The organism is Hespellia stercorisuis DSM 15480, from assembly GCF_900142165.1.
Taxonomy (GTDB): domain Bacteria; phylum Bacillota; class Clostridia; order Lachnospirales; family Lachnospiraceae; genus Hespellia; species Hespellia stercorisuis.
Genome location: NZ_FQZY01000018.1, coordinates 57,480 through 80,126, shown reverse-complemented (window position 1 = coordinate 80,126; position 22,647 = coordinate 57,480). Strand labels below are relative to the sequence as shown.

Here is a 22,647-nt window from a genome sequence, read left to right as displayed (position 1 = left end):
TCAGACCACCTTCTTCCTTGTGTTTTATGTCTCCATTGTACTAAAAACTCAGGAAAAAAGCGAATTCACATAGATTCACCTATGGTGAAAATGACTGTGGATAAGTAATGTTTTTCAATGTTCAGTTGTTGTTAAATATATTCAAAAGCCATAGAATTTGGCTTTGAATCAGAGTTATTTGAAAGATTGAAAGAGTAATCCACAATGAATTAAATTATTCAATCACAAACAATTGGTTATCCACCAATTACCGAAATAATATCGCAAAACAGGTTTTAAAAATTCTCTGTTTTGTACAAAAATTAATTAGTTCCCCAAGGGGGTTCTGAACAGTTACGATATATTTAAAAAATAAAGTAGTAAGCTGCGTTGCCTTTTCCGCAATATCAGAGTTGGCGGACAGGCGGATTCACAAGGATCCTGACAGCGATTAAACTCTGAGTGATTTGTATGCTTTTAGCAGAAAAATGTGCAACACAGTAAAAAAAGGAAGGGAAGAGAAAAGGATGAAGAGAGTTAAGAAGTTGATTCTCTGCATGGCACTGATCTTATCTATGGTATTTAGTGAGGTAATGATGGTGAGTGCAGCAGAGACGACAACGGTACCGGAGGTGAAAGCAGAGAGCGCTGATGTGGCAGAGGACACAATTACGGCGGACTCGACGATGGAGGAGCCGACAGAGGAGCCGACAGAGAACCCGTCGGAGGAACCGGCAGAAAATCCGTCGGAAGAACCGGCAGAAAATCCGTCGGAAGAACCGACCGAAAATCCATCGGAGAAACCGGCAGAAAATCCAACAGAGAAACCGGCCGAAGAACCGGAAGAAACACCGGATAGCGAGGTTGTTGGGGAACCGGCTGAAGAACCGGAAGAAGACACTGTGAAAACACCTACAGAGGAAAAAACGGATAAAGAATTGGCGAAAGAGTCAGAGGAAAAGACAAAAACAGAGGATGCTTCAAAAACAGAGCTGGAGGTTGATCCATCCGGTGCGGTGGGAAATCTTCCGTGGGTGTCTAATTTTAAACACGTGTCATCAACAGGCGATACACTTCGTTTTACATGGACAAAAGCTTCTGGCGTTACCGGATATAGAATCTATTATTGGATATATGGCAGAGATCAGAGCACGAAGAAGTTCAAGAATGTTGGAGATGTTTCGTCTGCGACTGTCAAGGTTCCGACTGCAGGACAGAGATACATAGTGGCAATTCACGCTGTAAAAAAATCCGGATCGACTACGATCGTCGCTGAATCTGGTAAGGTGCTGACAAACTGTCCAACGGTGGCTCCGAAGATCACATCTGTCAAGTGCACTTCGTTCTATCCGAGCTCACATAGTGCGTATTTTACGGCCAGTAAGCGTTCGTCGGCTGATTCTTATCAGTATGAAGTTTACAATTATGCAGGGACAAGACTGCTGCGCGCAACATCCTCGACCAATTCTTTTAATGTGACGAGCTCAAAGATGAAAGCGGGATTGTTCTACTCTATCAGAGTCCGTTCGATTACGAAAATCAACGGAGCGGATGTCTATAGCAGCTGGTCCGCAAAGAATTATTTTTCTTATGAACCAGACAACGTAAAGCGTGGGAAAAATGTATCCGGTGGATTCAGGATATCCTGGAGCGCCGTGACAGGTGCAACTGGATATAAAGTATATACGTCATCAAGCAAAGACTCGGGATACAAAAGGATAGGAACTACAAGTGCGCGGCTCTTTGATGTGAAAAGCGTGGGCGGACAGGCATTACAAAAAGGGCAGAGATGTTACACTAAGATAATCGCTTATAAGAAGGTTGGAAACGTCACATATAATAGCACGGAAATGCATTATTATTACACAGTGTATTAAGAGGGCGATAATGATTTTTTAATGTTTCAAAGTACATAATACAAGCAAAAAGAAGGACATTTCGGTCCTTCTTTTTGCTTGGCTGCTATTTGCATTTTTTGTCAAGAAGTTGTATGATAAAATGTACGGTTTAGAATAAAATGCACGTGTTGTCGCCTGCCCGTCTTAAAGCATATTTTCCAGATATTCAGGAACAATATGCGAGGCGGTTTGGCGGGCAGCCAATCCTTCGGCGGTACGACAAGACGAGATAGAAAGTGCAGAAGAAAAACAGGAGGTTTTCATGTTAGAATTAAGGAACATCACATATGAAGTAGATGACAATCAGGAGAACAAAGAGATCCTGAAAAATGTCAGCGTGACGATCAAGGATCATTTTGTGGCGATTACAGGACCCAACGGCGGCGGAAAGTCTACTTTGGCGAAGATGATCGCAGGAATTATCAGGCCGACCAGCGGACAGATACTATTGGATGGAGAAGACATCACAGAGCTGGACATTACGGAGCGTGCGAAAAAGGGAATCAGCTTTGCGTTCCAGCAGCCGGTTCATTTCAAAGGCCTGACGGTAAAAGACATGATCACGATCGCGGCGGGGCGCGAGATGAGCGTGGGAGATATCTGTGATATTTTATCGGAGGTGGGTCTGTGTGCCAGAGAATATATTGACCGGGAGATCAACAGCAGCCTCTCAGGCGGAGAACTGAAGCGGATTGAGATCGCGATGATCGCGGCCAGGGGAACAAAGCTTTCTATATTCGACGAGCCGGAGGCGGGGATCGATCTCTGGAGCTTCAGCAGTCTGATCAAGGTGTTTGAGAAGATGCGAGATGAGATCAACGGAACGATTCTCATTATCTCCCACCAGGAGCGGATTCTGAATATTGCAGACAGAATTATCGTGATCGCGGATGGAGAACTGCGTCAGGTTGGAAGCCGCGAAGAGGTGCTTCCGCAGCTGCTGCACACGACTTCAGCATGCCAGACGCTGGAGGAGAAGCTGTAGACGGAAGATGGATCAGACAGGATAAATTAAGCAGGATAAATTAAGAGGTACACGGGAGCGTGTATGGTAGGAAAGGTCAGGACGAAACATGGATTTAGTGCAAAAGAATTTGTTGGAGCAGGTTGCCGGGCTGCATGAGATTCCGGAAGGAGCTTATAATATCCGCGCAAATGGAAACAAACTGGGCAGGAATACAACTGCGAATATAGACATTGTCACCAAGACGGACAAGGATGGGATTGATATCATCATCAAACCGGGGACGGTGAATGAGAGTGTACACATTCCGGTGCTGCTCAGCCAGAGCGGAATGCAGGAGTGCGTTTATAACGATTTTTATATCGGAGAGGGTGCGGATGTCACCATTGTGGCAGGATGCGGAATCCATAACTGTGGAGTGGATACCTCGAAGCATGACGGAGTGCATACGTTTTATCTTGAGAAGAATGCGAAGGTCCGCTATGTGGAGCGTCATTACGGTGAGGGGGACGGCAACGGGGAGAACATTATGAATCCGGAGACCGTCGTTCACCTGAAAGAAGGTGCTCACATGGATATGGAGACGACGCAGATCAAGGGAATTGATTCCACAAACCGTGTGACGAGAGGCGATCTGGCAGATGGGGCGATGCTGGAGATTCACGAAAAGATCATGACACATGGAAAACAGTTTGCAAGAACAGATTTTGCGGTGGACCTGAACGGGGACAACAGTAGCTGCAATCTGATCTCCCGTTCAGTGGCGAAGGGTGAGTCCAGACAGGAGTTCTTTTCCATTATGAATGGAAACGCTGCCTGTGCAGGCCACAGTGAGTGCGATGCGATCATTATGGACCAGGGATGCGTTACGGCGAGCCCGCAGCTGACGGCAAACTGTATTGATGCCAATCTGATTCACGAGGCGGCCATCGGAAAAATCGCAGGAGAGCAGTTGATCAAGCTGATGACGCTTGGATTGACGGAAAAAGAAGCAGAGGAACAGATTGTAAATGGTTTCTTAAAATAGAATTGGGGGAAATGGGAATGATAGAGATAAAGATACGTCTGGATTCGGTTGAGGATGTGAACGATTTCGTGGGACTGGTCGCGCGGTACGATACGGATTTCGATTTGATCTCAGGGCGTTATATCGTCAACGCAAAATCTGTAATGGGGATTTTCAGTATGGATTTATCGAAACCGGTGGAGCTGAAGATTGCCGAGGAGAGCGGCGAGATTCTGAAAGAACTGTCAAGGTTTATCGTAGAATAAAATCAGGGGAGAGCATTCGGCGCAGGCCGGGTGCTCTTACAGGTGAAGAGCATGCGGATTAAATCGAAGGATGTGGCTGAGGCATTGGGGCTGTCAACTGCAACAGTCTCGCTTGCCATTAATGGAAAACCCGGAGTGAATGAGGTGACGAGGCAGCGGGTGTTGGATTACGTCGAGGAGATGGAGCGCGAAACTTACGGAGTGGAAAAGGCGCGGCGGGAACAAACGGGCCTCGTATTGTTCATGAATTATAATAAGAACGGGATAATTCTTGGGCGAAGCGATTCTGCGGGTGAGCTGACCCAGAATGGAAAGACAGAACATCCGCTGCTGGCAAAAATGCGCGTGGCAGTGCAGTCCGCGGGATATCGGTTCGAGAGCATAACATTCTATGAGCGGGAGGACGATCTGGAGCGGCTTATGCGGCAATGGCAGAAAGAGAAGCTGAGAGGAATGTATGTCATCGGCGCGGAGATGACACAGAATGATATTTATCCGTTTCTTGAGCTGGGCGTTCCCGTTGTCGTGGGAGATAACAATTACTATGAACAGGGACTGGATGCCTATCTGATTGATAACAGAGAAGGGATCAGCAGAGCTGTCGATTATCTGGTAGATAAGGGGCACAGCTACATTGTGTACCTGGCCGAAAAAATTGATATTTTCAATTTCCTGGAGCGCAGAGAAGCGTTTGTGCTGGAGATGGCAAAAAGAGAGTGCGGGGATGCGTCCAACCGGATCATGCATCTGGGGAATACGGTGGACGAGGTGTATGAGTCCATGCTGAATTACCTGAACAGTGACGGGAGAAGGCCGACGGCCTTTGTGCTGGAGAGTTCTGTGATCTCGCTGGGGGTGACAAAGGCTCTGCTGGAATATGGGCTGCGTATCCCGCGGGATATTTCACTGATCGGCTTTGATGCACTTCCAGAGAAAGGACTGGTGGGATTTCATCTGACACTGGTCAAGGGAACACATACGAACCGCCATCTTGCGGCGGTCAAGCACCTGCTTCGGCACATTGAGGATGAAGAGACGGAGATTGTCCGGACTTATTACAAGACGAGGCTGATTGAGGGCGACAGTGTGTTTGACAAAATGAAATATATATATCAGTGAAAGAATGGCTCCCACCTCTATAGTAGGTGGTGGGTATCGATCTCCCACTGAGATATAGCCTCCGGCGGATTGCAGAGCCGCTCGCAGCAATTATGCTGGAGCATAATTGAATAAAGACTGAAAGTAATCACAGGGCTTTTAAATAAAATTTAAAAGCCCTGTGATTTTTGACATAAACGCAAAAAATAATGGGAACAAATCAAATCCATTTTCAGCAAAATGCAGAAAAACCCAAGGGGGATTGTTTCTTTAAAATCTGGATGTTAAAGTATCTGCATAAGGTTAAGCGCAAAGACCGGAGCTATGTAATGTGTAGATAAAGGATGAAAGCAGGAGGAAAAAGATGGCGAAGAACTATGATGATCTTTCCAGAAAGATTGTAAAATATGTCGGCGGCGAGGGCAATGTGGTTTCTGTAATACACTGTGCGACTCGTCTTCGTTTCAAAGTGAAAAGTGATGAAAAAGTAGATAAGAGTAATCTGGAACAGCTGAGCGGAGTGATTACTGTGCTTAACAGCGGCGGACAGATTCAGGTCGTGATCGGGAGTCATGTGGCGGACGTCTATGACGCACTGTTCCAGAACACCGGCTTAAAGCAGGAAGGCGGAGCGGCAGAAGAGGAAAACGGGGAAAAGAAAGGTCTGCTAAATACATTTATGGATACGGTCTCCGGTGTGTTCGCCCCGGTGCTGGGCGCTATGAGTGGAGCCGGTATGTTGAAAGCACTGCTGATCCTCCTGACAACGATTGGTGTGCTGAACGCGGATATGGGAACCTATAAGATTCTGTATGCGGCTGCGGACGGCGTGTTTACGTTTATCCCGTTCTTCCTGGCATTTACGGCGGCGAAGAAGTTCAAGGCCAACGAGTTCGTAGCGGTGGGGATCGCGGCAGCGCTTCTGTATCCGGCCATGACGGCAGCATATTCTGCGGGAGAAGCAATAACATTTTTGAAAATCCCGGTTGTTCTGGTAAGCTATACTTCATCGGTAATTCCGATTATCGTTGCGGTGTATGCGTTATCTAAACTGGAGAAAGGCCTGAAGAAGATCGTTCCTACGGTCTGCAAGACATTCCTGACACCGATGCTGAGTCTGATAATCATGGTCCCGGCAACATATCTTGTGATCGGACCGGTCGCAGATACCATCGGCAAACTTCTCGCATCAGGTTACACAAGCATGGTGGCATTGAATCCGGTCATCGCGGGTGGTATACTTGGTCTGATCTGGCCGGCAGCGGTTATCTTTGGCGTACACTGGGGATTTGTGCCGATCGTGATGAACAACATTGCGGAGTACGGAAGAGACACGCTGTTTACGATTACAGGACCGAATAACATGGCGCAGGCGGGAGCAGCACTTGGTGTATTTTTGAAGACAAAGAACAAAGAACTGAAAGAGATCGCGGGACCGGCAGCACTGTCTGCAGTATTGGCTGGTATCACAGAGCCTGCAATCTATGGTGTGACACTCCGGTTCAAGAAGCCATTCTTTATCGGTGCGGTGTTCTCGGGGATTGCCGGAGCAATTGTAGCGGCAGCGGGAACCGGAACGCCGGCACTGATCGGAACCAGTATTCTGACACTTCCGGGCTATATCGGAGTTGGATTTGTGGGATTTTTGATCGCATGTGCAATCGCATATTTTGGAGCGGCAATCGTGACGTACCTGTTTGGATACAGTGATGATATGCTGGTTAAGGGGAATACAGCAAAGACGGAAAAGACAGAAGAGATAAAAAAGACAAAGGCGGTAAAAGACGAGACAATGCAGGTGCCGGTCGACGGAGCGGTGATTCCACTCGCAGAGGTGAAGGACGAAGCGTTTGCATGCGGTGTGCTCGGACGGGGAACGGCAGTGATTCCGTCAAATGGAACGGTATGTGCGCCCTGTGATGGGATCGTCACAGTGATGTATCCGACCGGGCATGCGGTGGGCATCCGGTCAAGCGCGGGTGCAGAAGTTCTGATCCACATTGGAATGGATACCGTTACGTTGGAAGGAAGAGGCTTCAACGTCAAGGTGAAAGAAGGTCAGGTGGTAAGAGCGGGAGACGTGCTTGTGGAGGCGGATCTCGAACTGATTAGGGGTGCCGGTCTCGACACAACAACACCTGTGATCGTGACAAACACAGATGATTATGTGAAAATCATACAGGAGAAATCCGGTGTGGCAAAACAAGGTGATGCGTTGATGAACTGCATTGCCAAATAGAGAAATCGAGGGCGGAAAGTGAATATGCTGAAAGTAGACAAGAACAAAAGTAATTTTATATCGGATGACAAACCGTTCTTTTATCTCGCAGATACCATCTGGAGTGCGTTCACGAATGTTACTATCGAGGAGTGGGAGTATTATCTGGAAAAAAGAAAGGCGCAGGGATTTACGGTGCTCCAGATCAATACCCTGCCGCAGTGGGATCGCTGCATGACGGATGTGGGGGTGTATCCGTTTCCAACATCGGACGGCGGCCAGACATTCACGTACGGTGCATTCTGTCAGGAGTACTACGACCGGGCGCGGATCATGTGCCGGATGGCTGTGGACAGAGGGTTTCATCTCGCGTTGGTTGTACTTTGGCTCAATTATGTGCCGGGGACATGGGGCAGCAGGATTGTGGCAGCCAACGTCATGCCGGAAGATTTTCTCCCGGTTTATACACAGAAGGTCGTAGAGGAGTTTGATGAGTTTGATCCGCTCTATATCGTCAGTGGGGATACGGATTTCGATACGGAGGAGGCTGTCCGGTACTATGGCACGGTTCTGAACGGACTGTGCGAGCTGAGCCCAGATTCACTGAAAGGCATGCACATCAAGCGCGGCTACGACGTACTTCCAGAGCACCTCCTGGATCAGATTGATTTTTACATGTTCCAGTCCGGTCATAATCAGGCGGAACAGGACATGGCGTACATCCTGCCGGAGAGCATGAGGGAAAAATATCCAAAAAAACCTATGCTTAACTCCGAACCCTGCTATGAGCAGATGGGGTACAGCCGGAAGGTATATGGACGTTTTTCTCAGTTTGATGTCCGCAAGGCGGCTTGGACGAGCATTCTGTCTGGAGCCTGCGCGGGGGTGACCTATGGAGCACACGGAATCTGGAACTGGCACGAGATCGGGAAACCGAAGAATCCGGTGCTGGGAGAAGGGTTCGACGAAGCACTGCCATGGGAGGACGCATTGGCACTTCCAGGGGCGTGGGATTATGGGTTTATCCATTATCTGATGGAGCGATATGGCGTGAGCGAGATTGAGCCGCTGCCCCATCTGATTTTGAATGACACACGTGACATCCGCATGGGAAGAAATATAGATGGAGATTATTTGATCTATGTCCCGTCCAATACGAATGTACGTGTGCAGGCAGACCTGTCTGGTTACCGGATCCGGATCACGGATCTGACCACCAGAAATACTGCATTTGGTACAGTAAAAACAGAGAATGGAGTGAGTACGATTCAGATGCATTCATTTCCGGAAGATGTTTTGATCGCTGCGATAAAGGAATGACGTGTTTTAAAAGAAGAAGGCCGGGTGTGAGCCTTCTTTTTTTGCAGGGAAGTCTTCTATTTTAAGAAAAATATGGTAAAATAAAAACTATAGAAAAAGCACAACATTGTGACTGAAAAGTTCCGAGGAATCTGAGAGGCAGTTTTCCCGGTGGTACGCAGCAGGGAGAGCGGATATTACGAAGGACGTGGAGAGATGAAGGTGAGCATTAAGAAGATAAGCGAGGTAACAGGATTTTCGCCGGCGACGATATCCAATGCCTTGAACAACAAGCGGGGAGTCAACAGGGATACGGCGGCGGAGATCCTCCGGGTAGCGAAGGAGATGGGCTACATATCCGAAAACCGCATTACAAAAATCCGGTTTGTCATCTATAAGAGAAATGGAAAGATTATAGATGACACCCCTTTTTTCCCGCTCCTGATTGATGGCGTGGAGACGGAGTGCCGCAAACTGGGATACGAGATGTCAATCTGCAATCTGGATCGAAGGGACGATGATTATGAGGAGCAGGTCCGATGGCTGGTCAATGACACGACCTCCGCGATTATTTTTCTGGGAACGGAAGTGATGGAGGGGGATCTGGTGGGATTCCGAAGTACCAAGTGTCCATTCTTGATTTTGGACAGTTTTGACTCCAATATGATGTTTGACGGAGTGCTGATCAACAATGCAGATTCGGCCAGAGTTGCCACAGAGTATCTGATCGGCAAGGGGCACAGAGAAATCGGATATCTGCGGGGAGACTTCAGGATCAAGGCGTTCCGTTCCCGTGCAGTCGGATATGCCAGAGCAATGATGAATCATGGCCTGGAGGCAAACAGCGCGTATACGTTTACCCTGGATACGACGATCGAGGCTTCGCGCAGAAAGATGGCAGAAATTCTGAAGGGAAAGCCAAAGCTTCCGACCGCTTTTTTTGCGGATGATGATGTGATCGCGCTTGGAGCAATCAAGGCGATGCAAGAGGCTGGGATTCGTGTCCCGGAGGATGTGTCGGTGATTGGTTTTGATGACCTGCCGTTCTGCGAGATCAACACACCGCCGTTGACGACGATACGGGTCTCGAAACAGGAGATGGGGGCCCTTGCTGTCAGGAGGATACACGAGATGATACACGAGACAGATCAATGTAAATTAAAAATCAGTGTATGCACAGACTTTGTCGAGCGGGAGAGTGTCCGCGATATCAGCAAGACGAGAGAACGGAGCGGGGAATAAAGCGGGGGTGCAGCAAAGCTGCGCAAGGTTATGAGAAAGTGACAAAGCAGCGCAGGTTATGAGTAAGTGGCAAAGCGGATTCCGAGTATTCGCTTGACCAGGATAAAGAATGAATAGAATGACAGGAAAGAAAGACCTGCCGGGGTACATACCCGGAACGGGTCTTTTTTGCTGCGGATTTTAGTTTTTAAGGGAAGGAACTTCCGAAATTCAGAGAAAAATGTATGCATAAAACGATACAAAAACATTTATATAAAAATTTACATAAACGTTTATATACAGAAGCATTCAAAAACAATAAAAACTAAAAAAATCTAAAAAACAATAGGTAAATTATACAAAAAGCGTACGTAAAATAGGTGAAAAGTATACAAAAACGAAATATATATAAAAAAATATATTGAATATTTACATAAAACGTTTATACTATGGCTATAGGGTACGACAGGGAGGAGAGCAGATGAAAATAAGCATAAAAAGTATAAGTAAAGCTACAGGATTTTCACCTGCCACTGTTTCCAATGCGTTGAATAATAAGAAAGGTGTCAATCAAAAAACCGCCTCCGAGATTCGGAGGGTCGCCAAAGAGATGGGGTACATATCAGAGAACCGGATTACGAAAGTGAAGTTTGTGATATATAAGCGTACGGGTGCAATTATTGATGATTCTCCTTTTTTTAATTTACTGATTGACGGAGCGGAGAAAGAATGTCGCAAGTTTGGCTATGAGATGATTATCTGTCATCTGGACAGGTTTGCAGCAGACTATGAGGAGCAGGTACACTGGCTGATCCGGGATACGGATGCGGCGGTGATTCTTCTGGGAACGGAACTGATGGAGGATGACATTGAACTTTACAAGGACGCGAAGTGTCCGTTCTTATTATTTGACTATTTTGATCCATCGATGAGCTTCGATGGCGTGTTGATTGACAACGACGATTCCGCCAGAGTGCTGACAGAGTATCTGATCGCGAAAGGGCATGAGAAGATCGGATATTTGAAAGGGAACTTCCGTATACAGGCGTTTAAGGGAAGAGCCAACGGATATAGGAGAGCGCTGAAGAATGCCCGTCTTCCGGCGGAGGAAAAGTACTGTTTTACTCTGGATACGACGATGGATGGAGCGTACAGACAGATGTTAAAAATTCTCAAGGACAGGCCGGAGCTCCCAACTGCATTTTTTGCAGATAACGATATGATCGCACTCGGTGCGATGAAAGCATTTCAGGAATCCGGATATCGGATACCGGACGATATCTCCATTGCGGGATTTGATGATCTTCCATTTTCAGAGATCGTCTCTCCGCGGCTGACAACGATTCGCGTGTCAAAACCGGAGATGGGCGGAATTGCAGTGAGAAAGCTGCATGAGATCATCAATCAGATGAACAGATCAAAATCCAAGATCAGTGTCTGCACAGACTTTATCGAGCGGGACAGTGTGAAGGATATTCATAAAATGGTGTAGACAATATAGATTCAAACGGAGGAAATGAAAATGGCACACATCAAATTGGGTTATGCCCCGACACGCAGAAGTATTTTCAGCGCACCGGACGCGATCAAGTACAGAGGGCTGACAGCAGACAGGCTGAAGGAACTGGGAGTAGATTTCGTGGATATCACGGATATCAATGAAGAAGGGCTGCTCTACAATGATGAAGATATGTATAAGATTGCAGAAAAATTCAAACAGGAAAAAATCGATGGTCTGTTCCTGCCGCATTGCAACTTTGGTACAGAGTACGAATGCGCAAGACTTGCAAAAGAGTTAGATGTTCCGGTACTTTTATGGGGACCGCTGGATGAGAGACCGGATGAGAACGGTGTCCGTCTGAGAGATACGCAGTGTGGGTTGTTCGCAACAGGAAAGGTACTGAGAAGATTTGGCATTCCATTCACTTATATGACAAACTGCAGATTGAATGATCCCGTTTTTGAGAGAGGACTTAAGGATTTTATGGCAGTCTGTAATGTCGTGAAGACCTTCAGGCACATCCGGATTCTTCAGATTTCAACAAGACCGTTCGACTTCTGGACAACCATGTGTAACGAGGGCGAGCTGTTAGAAAAATTCAACATTCAGTTATCTCCGATTCCGATGCCGGAATTGACAGATGAAGTGAAGAAGGCAAAAGAAGAGGGCACAGAAGTAGCGAAGGTAATGCAGTACTGCAGAGATAATATGGAGATCATGATCAAGGACGAAGAACTTGAGAACGTAGCAGCTCTGAAGGTTGCCATGAAGAATCTGATTGACAAATACGGATGCCAGGCGGCGGCGATTCAGTGCTGGAACCAGCTGCAGAGCGAGCTCGGAATTATGCCGTGTGCAGCAAATGCACTTCTAAATGATGAGGGAATCCCGGTAGTCTGTGAGACGGATATCCATGGAGCAATCACTGCATTGCTTGTGGAGGCAGCGGGAATGGATGAGACGAGAGGCTTCTTTGCCGACTGGACCATCCGCCACCCGGATATTGAGAACGGGGAACTGCTGCAGCATTGCGGACCATGGCCAATCTCTGTGGCAAGAGAAAAAGCAAAGCTGACATATCCACTGGCATTTGAGCATCCGGGAAGTATTACTGCGGAGGCAAAGCATGGCGATGTGACTCTGGTACGTTTCGACGGAGACAACGGCGAGTACTCCATGCTCCTCGGAAATGCAAAGGGTGTGGACGGACCGAAGGGAATGGGAACCTATCTCTGGGTAGAGGTAGATAACATTAAGAGGCTGGAGGCAAAAATTGTGGAAGGCCCATATATTCATCACTGTGTTGGGATTCACAAGGACGTTGTGCCGGTACTTTACGAGGCATGTAAGTACATTGGTGTGAAACCGGATTTATATGATCCGATTGAGGAAGACGTAAAAGCGTATTTAAGAGGAGAATGATCAGATGGAAAAGAAATATGTTTTATCCGTAGATCAGAGCACGCAGGGAACGAAGGCACTGCTTTTTGACAAGCAGGGTACTCTGATTTGCAGAACGGATCTTCCGCATGAGCAGATCATCAACGAAGAGGGCTGGGTCTCACATAATCTGAATGAGATCTATGCAAACACAGTGCAGGTCGTGAAGAATGTAGTAATGCAGGCTGGAATTGATAAAAACCAGATCGCATGTTTAGGAATCAGCAATCAGAGAGAGACCTCGGCTGCATGGAATCGGACGACCGGCGAACCAGTTGCAGACGCAATTGTGTGGCAGTGCTCCAGAGCAAAGGAAATCTGCGCAGAGATAGAGCGGGCGGGGTATGCGCAGGAAGTCCGCAGGGCGACGGGAATAAACTTATCACCCTATTTTCCGGCATCCAAGTTCGCGTGGTTCCTGCAGGAGACAGACGGTGTGCGGGAAATGGCGGAGCGTGGAGAAGTTGCATTCGGAACGATTGACACCTGGCTGGTCTATAAGCTGACCGGCGGGAAGTCTTATAAGACGGATTATTCCAATGCATCCAGAACACAGCTGTTCAATCTGAATACTCTGACCTGGGATGACAAAATCTGCGGGATCTTCGGAATAAACTCAAAGAGTCTGGCTGAGGTCTGTGATTCCAATGCGAATTTTGGAGAGACCGATTTTGAAGGCTTTCTGGATGAACCGATTCCGATACACGGGGTGCTGGGAGATTCCCACGGCTCGCTGTTTGGACAGGGATGCCTGAAAAAAGGCATGATGAAATCTACATATGGGACAGGATCTTCTATCATGATGAATGTGGGAGAGAGCCCGGTGTACAGTGAGCACGGTGTCGTGACCTCCCTCGCCTGGGGGATGAATGGCAAAGTAACCTATGTGCTGGAAGGCAATATTAATTACACGGGTGCAGTCATCAGCTGGCTGCAGAAAGACCTGAAGCTGGTTGCCTCCGCGAAGGAGACAGAAGAGCTTGCCAATGCGGCCAATCCGGCGGATACGACCTATCTGGTTCCTGCATTTACGGGGCTTGGAGCACCGTATTGGGACAGCGAGGCAAAGGCAGTTATCTCAGGGATCACAAGAACCACAGGTCAGGCCGAGCTTGCAAAAGCAGCACTGGAATGTATTGCATATCAGATTACGGATATCGTGGAGGTCATGAGCCGGGATTCGGGAGTGGCAATCGAAGAACTCCGTGTGGACGGCGGTCCGACGAGAAACAGGTATCTGATGCAGTTCCAGAGCGATATGGCACAGATTCCGGTACAGGTTCCGAACGCGGAAGAACTGTCAGGAATCGGAGCGGCTTATGTAGCGGGACTTGCGATGAAAATATACGATCCAAGCATCTTTGACCGGATGCAGCGGACAAAATTCACCCCATCCATGGATAAAGAAGTGCGGGAAAAGAAATATTGCGGATGGAAGGAAGCTGTCAGTATGGTGCTGACACATTAATTTAAGATACACAGGGGCAGACCCTGTTGCATCTAATAAACCTATTAATTCATTTTAAGGAGGAAAAAAGATGAAAAAGAAAGTTTTAAGCGTACTGTTATGTGCAGCAATGGTGGCAACAATGGCGATGGGCTGTGGAAGCAAAGCTTCCGAGACAACCACATCTGACAGCGGTTCAACAGCTGCAGAAGGTTCAACAGAGGCAGAAGCTTCTGACGAAGTCCTCAAAGGTGGCGGATCCAACATCATTTATGTTATCACACCATCTCACTCAAACACATTCTTCGAGACCGAGGCAAATGTGGCTGAGACAGCAGCAAAAGATCTTGGATATGAAGTAAAAGTAATGTCTCATGACGATGATGCTACAAAACAGCAGGAGCAGTTCGAGGCAGCAATCGCTGACAAGGCAGCAGCAATCATCTGCGACAATGCCGGTGCAGATGCAACAATCGAAGCAGTAAAAGCAGCCCGCAAAGCTGGTATCCCAACCTTCCTGATCGACCGTGAGATCAACGAAGAGGGACAGGCTATTTCCCAGATCGTTGCAAACAACTACCAGGGTGCAAAGGCAGTTGCAGAGGTATGGGTTGAAGCAATGGGAGAAGAAGGAAAATATGTAGAGCTGCTCGGTAAAGAATCTGACACAAATGCAGGTGTTCGTTCTGACGCTTTCCATGAAGTAATTGATCAGTATGATGGGTTTGAGATGGTAGCTCAGCAGTCAGCAAACTGGGAGCAGACAGAAGCTTACGACAAGATGGGTACAATCCTTCAGTCCAACCCGGACATCGATGGTGTTATCTGCGGTAATGACACGATGTTATGTGGTGCAGTAGCAGCACTTGAGGATGCAGGACTTGCAGGAATCCCTGTAATTGGTGTGGATGGATCTGACGATGCAAGAGACCTGATCAAAGACGGAAAAGCAACAGCAACAGCTCTTCAGCAGGCAGCAGAGATCGCACGTATGGCAGTAAAACAGGCTGATGATTATCTGAAAGACGGTACAACCGGATTAGATGAGAAACAGTTAGTAGACTGTATCGCAATCACAAAAGACAACGCAGAGAAACTGTCAAAATTCGACATGGCTCAGTAAACTTCCAGAATAGCTTAGCGAGGTCTTGCACGAGCTTAGTGCGAAGGGGAACACATCAAACAGACATGGGGAGTACTTCGGTACTCCCCATATATGAATAAAAACGTCCTGAAATGAAGAAAAAGGTTGATTTATAAAGGAGAGCAGAGTATGAAGAAAAAGATTATTTCATTATTGTTAGCAACCGCTCTTGTAATGACAACGATGAGTGGTTGTATAAAGGTAGTAAAAATCGGTGAAGAGGGCAAGCTTACCGGAAAGACGGAGTTTAATGCAGGAGATAATGTAGCAGAGTTCTGGGATTCACAGGCACTTCCGGAGTTAGAGGAAACGGCGGTGGATCTGGGAGACTTTTTGACAGAAGCAAAAGGAGATCTGACTTCACTTGCGGATAAATATGGAAAATACTCTATGGGTACCAGCGGAGACCTGAGTTATGTTGTAAAAGGAACCGGTACCGTAGAATCAGTTGATACAGAAAGTAAAGCGGGAACGATGACGGTGAAGTTAGATGGATACGATGGGTCTGAGGAAATTAAATTACAGGTCGGTTCTGTATTCAAAGGCTCTGCGGTACGTGATTCACTGTCCTTCATCAAATACGGTGACTACACGAACCAGCAGGAATATGCCCAGGTCAGCAAGAGCATTCATGATCTGATCCAGGAGACTGTGGTAAGTCCTGACACAGCAAAAGATTATGAAGGTAAGACCGTTTCATTTGTGGGCTGCTTCACAGTAAGTGACAACACCACATTATTGATTACACCAGTAGAATTGAAAGAGGAATAAGGAGGTAAGTGTATGGATAGCAATGTAGTATTACATGCGGAGGGCATGAATAAAATATATCCAGGTACAAAAGCTCTTGACAATGTTTCCTACGATGTAATGAAGGGAAAAGTGAACGTTCTGATTGGTGAAAACGGAGCCGGAAAATCGACATTGATGAAACTGATCGCCGGGATCGAGCAGCCTTCTTCCGGTAAGATGTACATGGCAGACGAAGAGGTCAGCTTCAAGGATACGACAGAGGCAAGAGACCGGGGAATCGGAATTATTCATCAGGAATTGAGTCTTTTCCCGAATCTGAATGTATACCAGAATGTGTTCATGGGAAGAGAGCAGATGCAGGGAATCAAACTGGATAACAAGAAGCATATCTCAGAGACAGAGAGAGTATTGGAGAAGCTGGAGCATGTCATGGATCCCAACACTTTAGTCGGAGACCTGCGTGTGGGACAGCAGCAGATGATAGAGATTGCCCGTAATTTCCTGCAGGATGACTTGAAGATTCTGATTATGGATGAGCCGACCTCCTCACTGAGTGAGCAGGAGGTAGAGGTTCTGTTCAAGCTGATGAGAGAGTTTACCGATGCGGGAATCGCGATCGTATATATCTCTCACAGACTGGAAGAAATCATGCAGATCGGCGACAACGTGACCATTCTCCGTGACGGCAAATATGTTGCCAGAGCGGAAGTGAAGGATATCAATGTCCCATGGATCGTGGAGAAGATGGTGGGTCAGGACAAGAACTACCCGAAAAAGGATCGTCAGCTCGACTGGGAGAAGCAGGAGAAGGTACTGGAAGTGAAAAATCTGACACTCCCGAAAAAAGGTGGCGGATACCTTCTTGACAACGTCAGTTTTGATCTGAAAAAAGGAGAGATCCTTGGGATCTATGGTCTGATGGGCGCGGGGCGTACGGAGATCTTCGAGTGCATCATGGGGCTGAGACCGGAACACACCGGTGAGATCAGCAAAAATGGTAAACTCATGAATGTCAAAAACATTAACGAGCAGATTAAGAATGGTTTTGCACTGGTTCCGGAGGACAGACAGGGCGAAGGTCTTGTGCAGACCATGAGTATTAAAAAGAACATTTCCCTTTCCAGCCTGGAGAATTACACAAAGGGTGGAGTGCTTCAGGGTAAACTTGAGGATGAAAATGTAGACAAGCAGATCAAGGATATTATGATTAAGGTTGCGGATAAAGATCTTCCGATCCTTTCTCTATCCGGAGGAAACCAACAGAAGGTGGTAATCGGAAAGGGCATTCTTACCAATCCGGAGATACTGCTTCTGGATGAGCCGAGCCGCGGTATTGATATCGGTGCCAAAACAGAGGTGTTCGATATCATCAACCAGTATGCGGAGCGCGGGCTGTCAATTATGGTAGTTTCATCTGAGCTGAAGGAAATTGTGGCAATCGCAGACCGTGTGATCGTTCTCTCCAACGGAATTAAAACAGGAGAGTTCAGGCACGAAGAGATTACAGAGGATGGTCTGGTATTAGCTTCATATAAGGGCCACAGTACACACAAAGAGGTCAAAGAGGATTAGGAAAAGGAGAGTTGAATTATGGCAAATACAAGTACAAAAAAGGCGGGAAATACCAATATCGTGATGACCCTGCTGAAAGGAAGAACATTATTGATTTTAGCAGTGCTGATTATCTTCTTCAGTATTGCGACCCCGAACTTCTTCACGATTAACACTGGACTTACAGTTGCGAAGCACGTTGCATTATATGGAATCATGGGTATCGGTATGACGTATGTTATCATCACAGGAGGTATCGACCTGTCTGTTGGTTCTGTGGCAGGTCTTGCGGGAATGATCGCAGGTGGTCTGATCAACCAGGGACTTACGCTGAAGATGTTTGGCGTGACAGTATATTTCGGAGTACCGTGGGTAATGCTGATCGGAGCATTGACAGGTGTGTTGATCGGTCTCCTGAACGGTATCATCATCACACGATTTAATGTAGCGCCGTTTATCACTACACTGGGTACCATGAACATTGCCCGTGGTCTTGCGAACTTAAGATCGGGCGGTGCGACATTCTCTAATATCACAGGAAATGAAGCACTCGGCAACACCGGATTTGATGCACTCGGAAAGAGTATACTGGGGATCCCGGCAGGTGTTATCATTCTGGTTCTCATCGCGCTGGTGGCGGCATTTATCCTGAAATACACTGCCTTTGGATGGCATATTCTGGCAATCGGGGGCAACACAAAGGCGGCAAAATTATCCGGCATTAAGGTAAATAAAGATGTGACCCTCGTATACATGTTCTCGGGCTTCTGTTCTGCTATCGTAGGTATGATCTCGGCAGCCCAGCTTGTTGCATCACATCCGGCGACCGGTGAGGGATGGGAAATGAATGCAATCTCAGCAGCGGTACTCGGTGGAACATCCATGGCGGGCGGTGTCGGTACAGTCGGTGGAACCATTATCGGTGCATTTATCATTGGTGTAATCAACGATGGTATGACCATGTGCGGCGTATCTGAGTTCTGGCAGAAGGTTATTAAGGGTATCGTGGTAATCGCAGCCGTAATCGTTGACCAGTTCCAGAGAAATCTGCAGGCAAAGATGGCACTTCAGGCACGTAACGAGAGCAAATAAAATCAGCGAGGGGGAGAAAAGCATGAAGAAAAGCGGAATAATCAATGCCCAGCTGGCCGGATATATTGCAGGACTTGGACACAAGGACACATTTATGATAGGAGATGGAGGCATGCCGATCCCGAAAGGAGTCCCGATCGTTGATCTGGCACTCTGCGGCGGAGTTCCGACATTTGTTCAGACGATGGATGCGGTTCTCGGTGAGGCAGAGGTGGAGTTCTATACATTGGCGGAGGAGATTGTGGAGAAAAACCCGGCACTCTTAAAATACATAGAAGAAAAGCTGTCGGGGGTAGAGCACGAGATGATTCCTCATGAGGATTTGAAAGTGATGTCCAAAGATGTCAAATTTGCAATCCGCACGGGAGAATTTACACCATATCCGAACATTATTTTGAGAGCAGGAGTTGCATTTCCGGCTTGATTAGGGGATAATAATGTTAAAGGAAGGGATGAGAAAATACTTCTCATCCCTTTTTAAAAAGACAAAAAATCAAAAAGGATTTCAACATATAGTGGGGAATGTGGGAAATCCGGCAAAAGGAGGAGACGAATTGAAAGTATTGAATTTTGGATCGTTGAATTATGACTATGTGTACAATGTAGATCACATGGTGAGACCGGGGGAGACGCTCTGTTCCGGAGGGATGAACACATTTGGCGGAGGAAAAGGCTTGAATCAGTCTATCGCACTGGCGAAGGCGGGAGTGCCGGTTTATCACGCAGGAGTGATTGGTGAGGACGGCGGGATGTTTCTCGATATCTGTAAGGAGAGCAATGTCGATACGACTTACATCCGGACACTGGAAGGAAGAAGCGGTCACACGATCATTCAGGTGGACAAGAATGCGCAGAACTGCATCCTGCTCTACGGTGGAACGAACCGCAGAGTGACAAAAGAGATGGTGGATTCTGTACTGAGTGATTTTGGAGAGGGGGATATTCTCTTGCTCCAGAATGAGATCAACGAGATGCCATATATCATTGATAAGGCATACGAGAAAAAGATGACGATCGCATTGAACCCGTCCCCTTATGATTCCGCGCTGGATGACTGCGATTTCCATAAGGTGTCGATCTTCCTGATGAACGAGATCGAGGGAGAGATGATGACCGGGCACAAGAACCCGGATGAGATTCTGGATTACATGATGCAGGAATTTCCGGATTCAAAGGTGGTGCTGACATTGGGTGGAGACGGCGTGAGATATCGCGACAAAGACCAGGCTTTTGCACAGGGGATCTTCAAGGTGCAGGCGGTGGATACCACGGCGGCAGGGGATACCTTTACCGGATACTTTATCGGTGGACTGCTGGCAGATATGCCGGTTCCGGCAATTTTAGAGCGCTGTGCGAAGGCATCCGCAATCGCGGTTTCCAGAGCTGGTGCGACGACTTCCATTCCAACGGTGGAGGAAGTGGAGACAATACAGCTGTAACATTGCGGAATCTGTTTCACCAATCTTCCGGAATGCTGCAGACCATGGATACATATCATGGATACATACGGCACAGGCAGTGCTTTGACACGTAAGTCTGATTACAGAACATTGTTCTTTTTTCATCTACGTCAAATGCACGGTCTGTGCTTTTTTGTGCAAAGAAAGAGAGTGCAATGGAGCAGCATGGGGCTGATATATAAGAACATTATTATGCATTGTTTTCAATTTTTCTTCAAGGTTTTTATGTATAATAGAAAGAGGTAATTGCGAAACAAGTTCGCAATCTTGATTCCAGACAGCGAGGAGAATGCAGATGCGTATTTTGATGATAGAAGATGAAAAAAGTCTTGCCGATATTGTGGCGGAGAGACTTCGAAGAGAGGAATATACCGTGGATGTCGAGTACACCGGAACGAGTGGGTACGAGCAGGCATTGACGGGGATTTATGATGCCGTGATCCTGGATGTCATGCTGCCTGGGATGGACGGGTTTACTGTGTTACAAAATCTCCGAAAAGAAAAAGTGACAACGCCGGTGCTCATGCTGACTGCGCGTGCGGAGGTGGATGACAAGGTGAACGGTCTGGACCTGGGAGCGGATGATTATCTGACCAAGCCCTTTGAGATGCGGGAGCTGCTGGCCAGGATGCGGGCACTCTGCCGGAGGAGGGGGGAGACGGACATCTCGGTCCTGTCCTTTGGCGATGTGACCATGCGCATCAATCGGCCGGAGTTTATGTGTACGGTGACCGGTGAGAGCATGAAGCTGGGGAGGAAGGAGTACCTGCTGATGGAGTATTTTATGCGCAATTCCAGCCAGATTATAAGCAGAGAACAGATCACGGAGAAAATCTGGGGATATGAGAGCGAGGCAGAGTACAATAATGTGGAGGTCTATGTCTCCTTCCTGCGCAAAAAAGTCAAAGCAATCGGTTCCAGAGTGCAGATTCGCGCCGTGCGTGGGATGGGGTATCATCTGGAGGAGAGCCATGATTAAAAAACTGCGAAAAAAGATCATACTGGTAATCTGGGGGATATTGGCAATGGTGTTCCTGGGAGTGCTTCTGGTGGTGAATATCTCGAATTATCAGTCCGGGATGCAGTCGGCAAATGCCATGCTGTTTCGAATGATGGATATGGAGAAAGAAGCTGGAGGCATTGCTGAAAAGAAACAGGCAGATTCGGAAATGATTCCGCCGCGGGAGACGCAGAAAATGGGGGATCATAAAGAGGGATTGAACCGGAATTTTCAGTTTTTTGTGGTGACAATGAATTCGGCTGGTGAGATGACAGTCTCAGTCAATAATTCCGCCTCTTATACGGAGACAGAAATCAATGCGCTGGCAAAAGAAGCGAAGGCAGACGAAAAGACATCCGGCAGGATCGGTGATGTGGTCTATCGGTCAGTGGAGAATAATGCGACAACAAAAATTGCATTTGTCGATATGAGTGTGGCGTTCGAAAATCAGAGACGACTCCTGTTTTTTTCCGGAATCATTCTGATTCTCGGAATCGCGGCTTCTTTTGTCATCTCCTGGTTTCTGTCGCGCTGGCTTGTAAAGCCGGTGGAGGAGACCTTTGAGAAGCAGAAGGCATTTGTGGCGGATGCGGGACATGAACTGAAGACGCCGATCACGGTGATCAATGCCAACATTGATACATTGGAACTGGAGTACGGGGAGAACAAGTATTTTCTGTATATTAAAGAAGAAATTGGAAAGATGAGTGTGTTGATTCGAGAACTTCTGACACTGGCACGCCTGGAGAACCCGGATACCAGAGATGTGTCTGCCGAGTTTGACCTGAGCCGGGCGGTTGAGAATGCCAGCCTGCCTTTTGAGAGTGTGGCATATGAGAACGGACTGCAGCTGGAGGAGTCTGTGGAGCCGGGAATTACTTTTCATGGAGACGAGAGCCAGTTCAGGCAGGTCGTGGGAGTTCTTGTGGACAATGCCATCAAGCATGCAGATCGTGGCAGCACAGTATACGTGGAATTAAAAGAAGAGCGTGGAAAAAGAATCCTGCGTGTGATTAACCGGGGAGAACCGATAGCGGAGGAAGACCGGGAAAAGATTTTTGAAAAGTTTTATCGCGTGGATAAGTCCCGCAACCGCAGTGCAGGGCGATACGGACTGGGGCTTGCCATCGCCAGGAATATCGTGGAACATCACGGAGGGAAAATTGGTGTAGAGTGTGGGTCTGGCAGGACGACATTCTGGGTGAAAATATAAAGAATAATGAAATAACAGTGATACAGCTTCGATGGCGTTCTGTCGGGCTGTATCTTTTTTTGGACATATGAGAAAGCAGACAGAGGAATATATGTAG

General features: G+C 47.4%; 19 protein-coding genes. All 19 read left to right on the top strand.

Annotated features, from left to right (window positions below):
- Nucleotides 1-506: 506 nt before the first annotated feature.
- The 19 genes from BUB85_RS07465 (at nt 507) to BUB85_RS07375 (ending at nt 22,550) form a co-directional block, all read left to right on the top strand.
- Nucleotides 507-1,856, top strand: a complete 1,350-nt coding sequence (locus BUB85_RS07465) for a hypothetical protein (RefSeq protein ID WP_143160676.1) — start codon at nt 507-509, stop codon at nt 1,854-1,856.
- A 283-nt stretch (nt 1,857-2,139) separates the two neighbouring features.
- Nucleotides 2,140-2,862 carry an ABC transporter ATP-binding protein gene (locus BUB85_RS07460; protein ID WP_073107754.1) on the top strand — a complete coding sequence of 241 codons (723 nt, stop codon included), beginning with the start codon at nt 2,140-2,142 and terminating at the stop codon, nt 2,860-2,862.
- Between the two features lie 88 nt (nt 2,863-2,950).
- Nucleotides 2,951-3,868 (top strand): SufB/SufD family protein, encoded by a 918-nt coding sequence (locus BUB85_RS07455; RefSeq protein ID WP_073107751.1) that lies wholly within the window; start codon nt 2,951-2,953, stop codon nt 3,866-3,868.
- Between the two features lie 17 nt (nt 3,869-3,885).
- Entirely contained in the window at nt 3,886-4,113 is a 228-nt protein-coding gene (locus BUB85_RS07450; protein WP_073107748.1) for an HPr family phosphocarrier protein, read from the top strand.
- Between the two features lie 51 nt (nt 4,114-4,164).
- Nucleotides 4,165-5,232, top strand: a complete 1,068-nt coding sequence (locus tag BUB85_RS07445) for a LacI family DNA-binding transcriptional regulator (RefSeq protein WP_073107744.1) — start codon at nt 4,165-4,167, stop codon at nt 5,230-5,232.
- Nucleotides 5,233-5,575: 343 nt separating this feature from the next.
- Nucleotides 5,576-7,450: a beta-glucoside-specific PTS transporter subunit IIABC gene (locus BUB85_RS07440; RefSeq protein WP_073107741.1), complete on the top strand. Its 1,875-nt coding sequence runs from the start codon at nt 5,576-5,578 to the stop codon at nt 7,448-7,450.
- A gap of 24 nt (nt 7,451-7,474) precedes the next feature.
- Nucleotides 7,475-8,749, top strand: coding sequence for an apiosidase-like domain-containing protein (locus tag BUB85_RS07435; RefSeq protein ID WP_073107738.1), 1,275 nt, complete (start codon nt 7,475-7,477; stop codon nt 8,747-8,749).
- A 150-nt stretch (nt 8,750-8,899) separates the two neighbouring features.
- The gene (locus BUB85_RS07430) at nt 8,900-9,970 is read left to right on the top strand and encodes a LacI family DNA-binding transcriptional regulator (protein WP_330392254.1); all 1,071 of its coding nucleotides are present in this window, start codon (nt 8,900-8,902) and stop codon (nt 9,968-9,970) included.
- A gap of 460 nt (nt 9,971-10,430) precedes the next feature.
- Nucleotides 10,431-11,441 carry a LacI family DNA-binding transcriptional regulator gene (locus BUB85_RS07425; protein WP_073107735.1) on the top strand — a complete coding sequence of 337 codons (1,011 nt, stop codon included), beginning with the start codon at nt 10,431-10,433 and terminating at the stop codon, nt 11,439-11,441.
- Between the two features lie 30 nt (nt 11,442-11,471).
- Nucleotides 11,472-12,872 (top strand): L-fucose/L-arabinose isomerase family protein, encoded by a 1,401-nt coding sequence (locus tag BUB85_RS07420; RefSeq protein ID WP_073107732.1) that lies wholly within the window; start codon nt 11,472-11,474, stop codon nt 12,870-12,872.
- Between the two features lie 4 nt (nt 12,873-12,876).
- Nucleotides 12,877-14,358, top strand: coding sequence for an FGGY-family carbohydrate kinase (locus BUB85_RS07415; protein WP_073107729.1), 1,482 nt, complete (start codon nt 12,877-12,879; stop codon nt 14,356-14,358).
- Between the two features lie 70 nt (nt 14,359-14,428).
- Entirely contained in the window at nt 14,429-15,460 is a 1,032-nt protein-coding gene (locus BUB85_RS07410) for a D-ribose ABC transporter substrate-binding protein (RefSeq protein WP_073107726.1), read from the top strand.
- A gap of 150 nt (nt 15,461-15,610) precedes the next feature.
- Nucleotides 15,611-16,252, top strand: coding sequence for a DUF2291 domain-containing protein (locus tag BUB85_RS07405; protein ID WP_073107722.1), 642 nt, complete (start codon nt 15,611-15,613; stop codon nt 16,250-16,252).
- Between the two features lie 12 nt (nt 16,253-16,264).
- The gene (locus tag BUB85_RS07400) at nt 16,265-17,806 is read left to right on the top strand and encodes a sugar ABC transporter ATP-binding protein (protein ID WP_073107719.1); all 1,542 of its coding nucleotides are present in this window, start codon (nt 16,265-16,267) and stop codon (nt 17,804-17,806) included.
- Nucleotides 17,807-17,824: 18 nt separating this feature from the next.
- Nucleotides 17,825-18,877, top strand: a complete 1,053-nt coding sequence (locus BUB85_RS07395; protein ID WP_073107716.1) for an ABC transporter permease — start codon at nt 17,825-17,827, stop codon at nt 18,875-18,877.
- 22 nt (nt 18,878-18,899) lie between these two features.
- Nucleotides 18,900-19,301, top strand: a complete 402-nt coding sequence (rbsD, locus tag BUB85_RS07390; RefSeq protein WP_073107713.1) for a D-ribose pyranase — start codon at nt 18,900-18,902, stop codon at nt 19,299-19,301.
- A 130-nt stretch (nt 19,302-19,431) separates the two neighbouring features.
- On the top strand, nt 19,432-20,316 hold the full coding sequence (locus BUB85_RS07385; RefSeq protein ID WP_073107776.1) for a ribokinase: 885 nt from the start codon (nt 19,432-19,434) through the stop codon (nt 20,314-20,316).
- Between the two features lie 316 nt (nt 20,317-20,632).
- Nucleotides 20,633-21,316 carry a response regulator transcription factor gene (locus tag BUB85_RS07380; RefSeq protein WP_073107710.1) on the top strand — a complete coding sequence of 228 codons (684 nt, stop codon included), beginning with the start codon at nt 20,633-20,635 and terminating at the stop codon, nt 21,314-21,316.
- Nucleotides 21,309-22,550 carry a sensor histidine kinase gene (locus tag BUB85_RS07375; RefSeq protein ID WP_073107707.1) on the top strand — a complete coding sequence of 414 codons (1,242 nt, stop codon included), beginning with the start codon at nt 21,309-21,311 and terminating at the stop codon, nt 22,548-22,550. The genes BUB85_RS07380 and BUB85_RS07375 overlap by 8 nt, the downstream gene beginning before the upstream one ends.
- Nucleotides 22,551-22,647 lie beyond the last annotated feature (97 nt).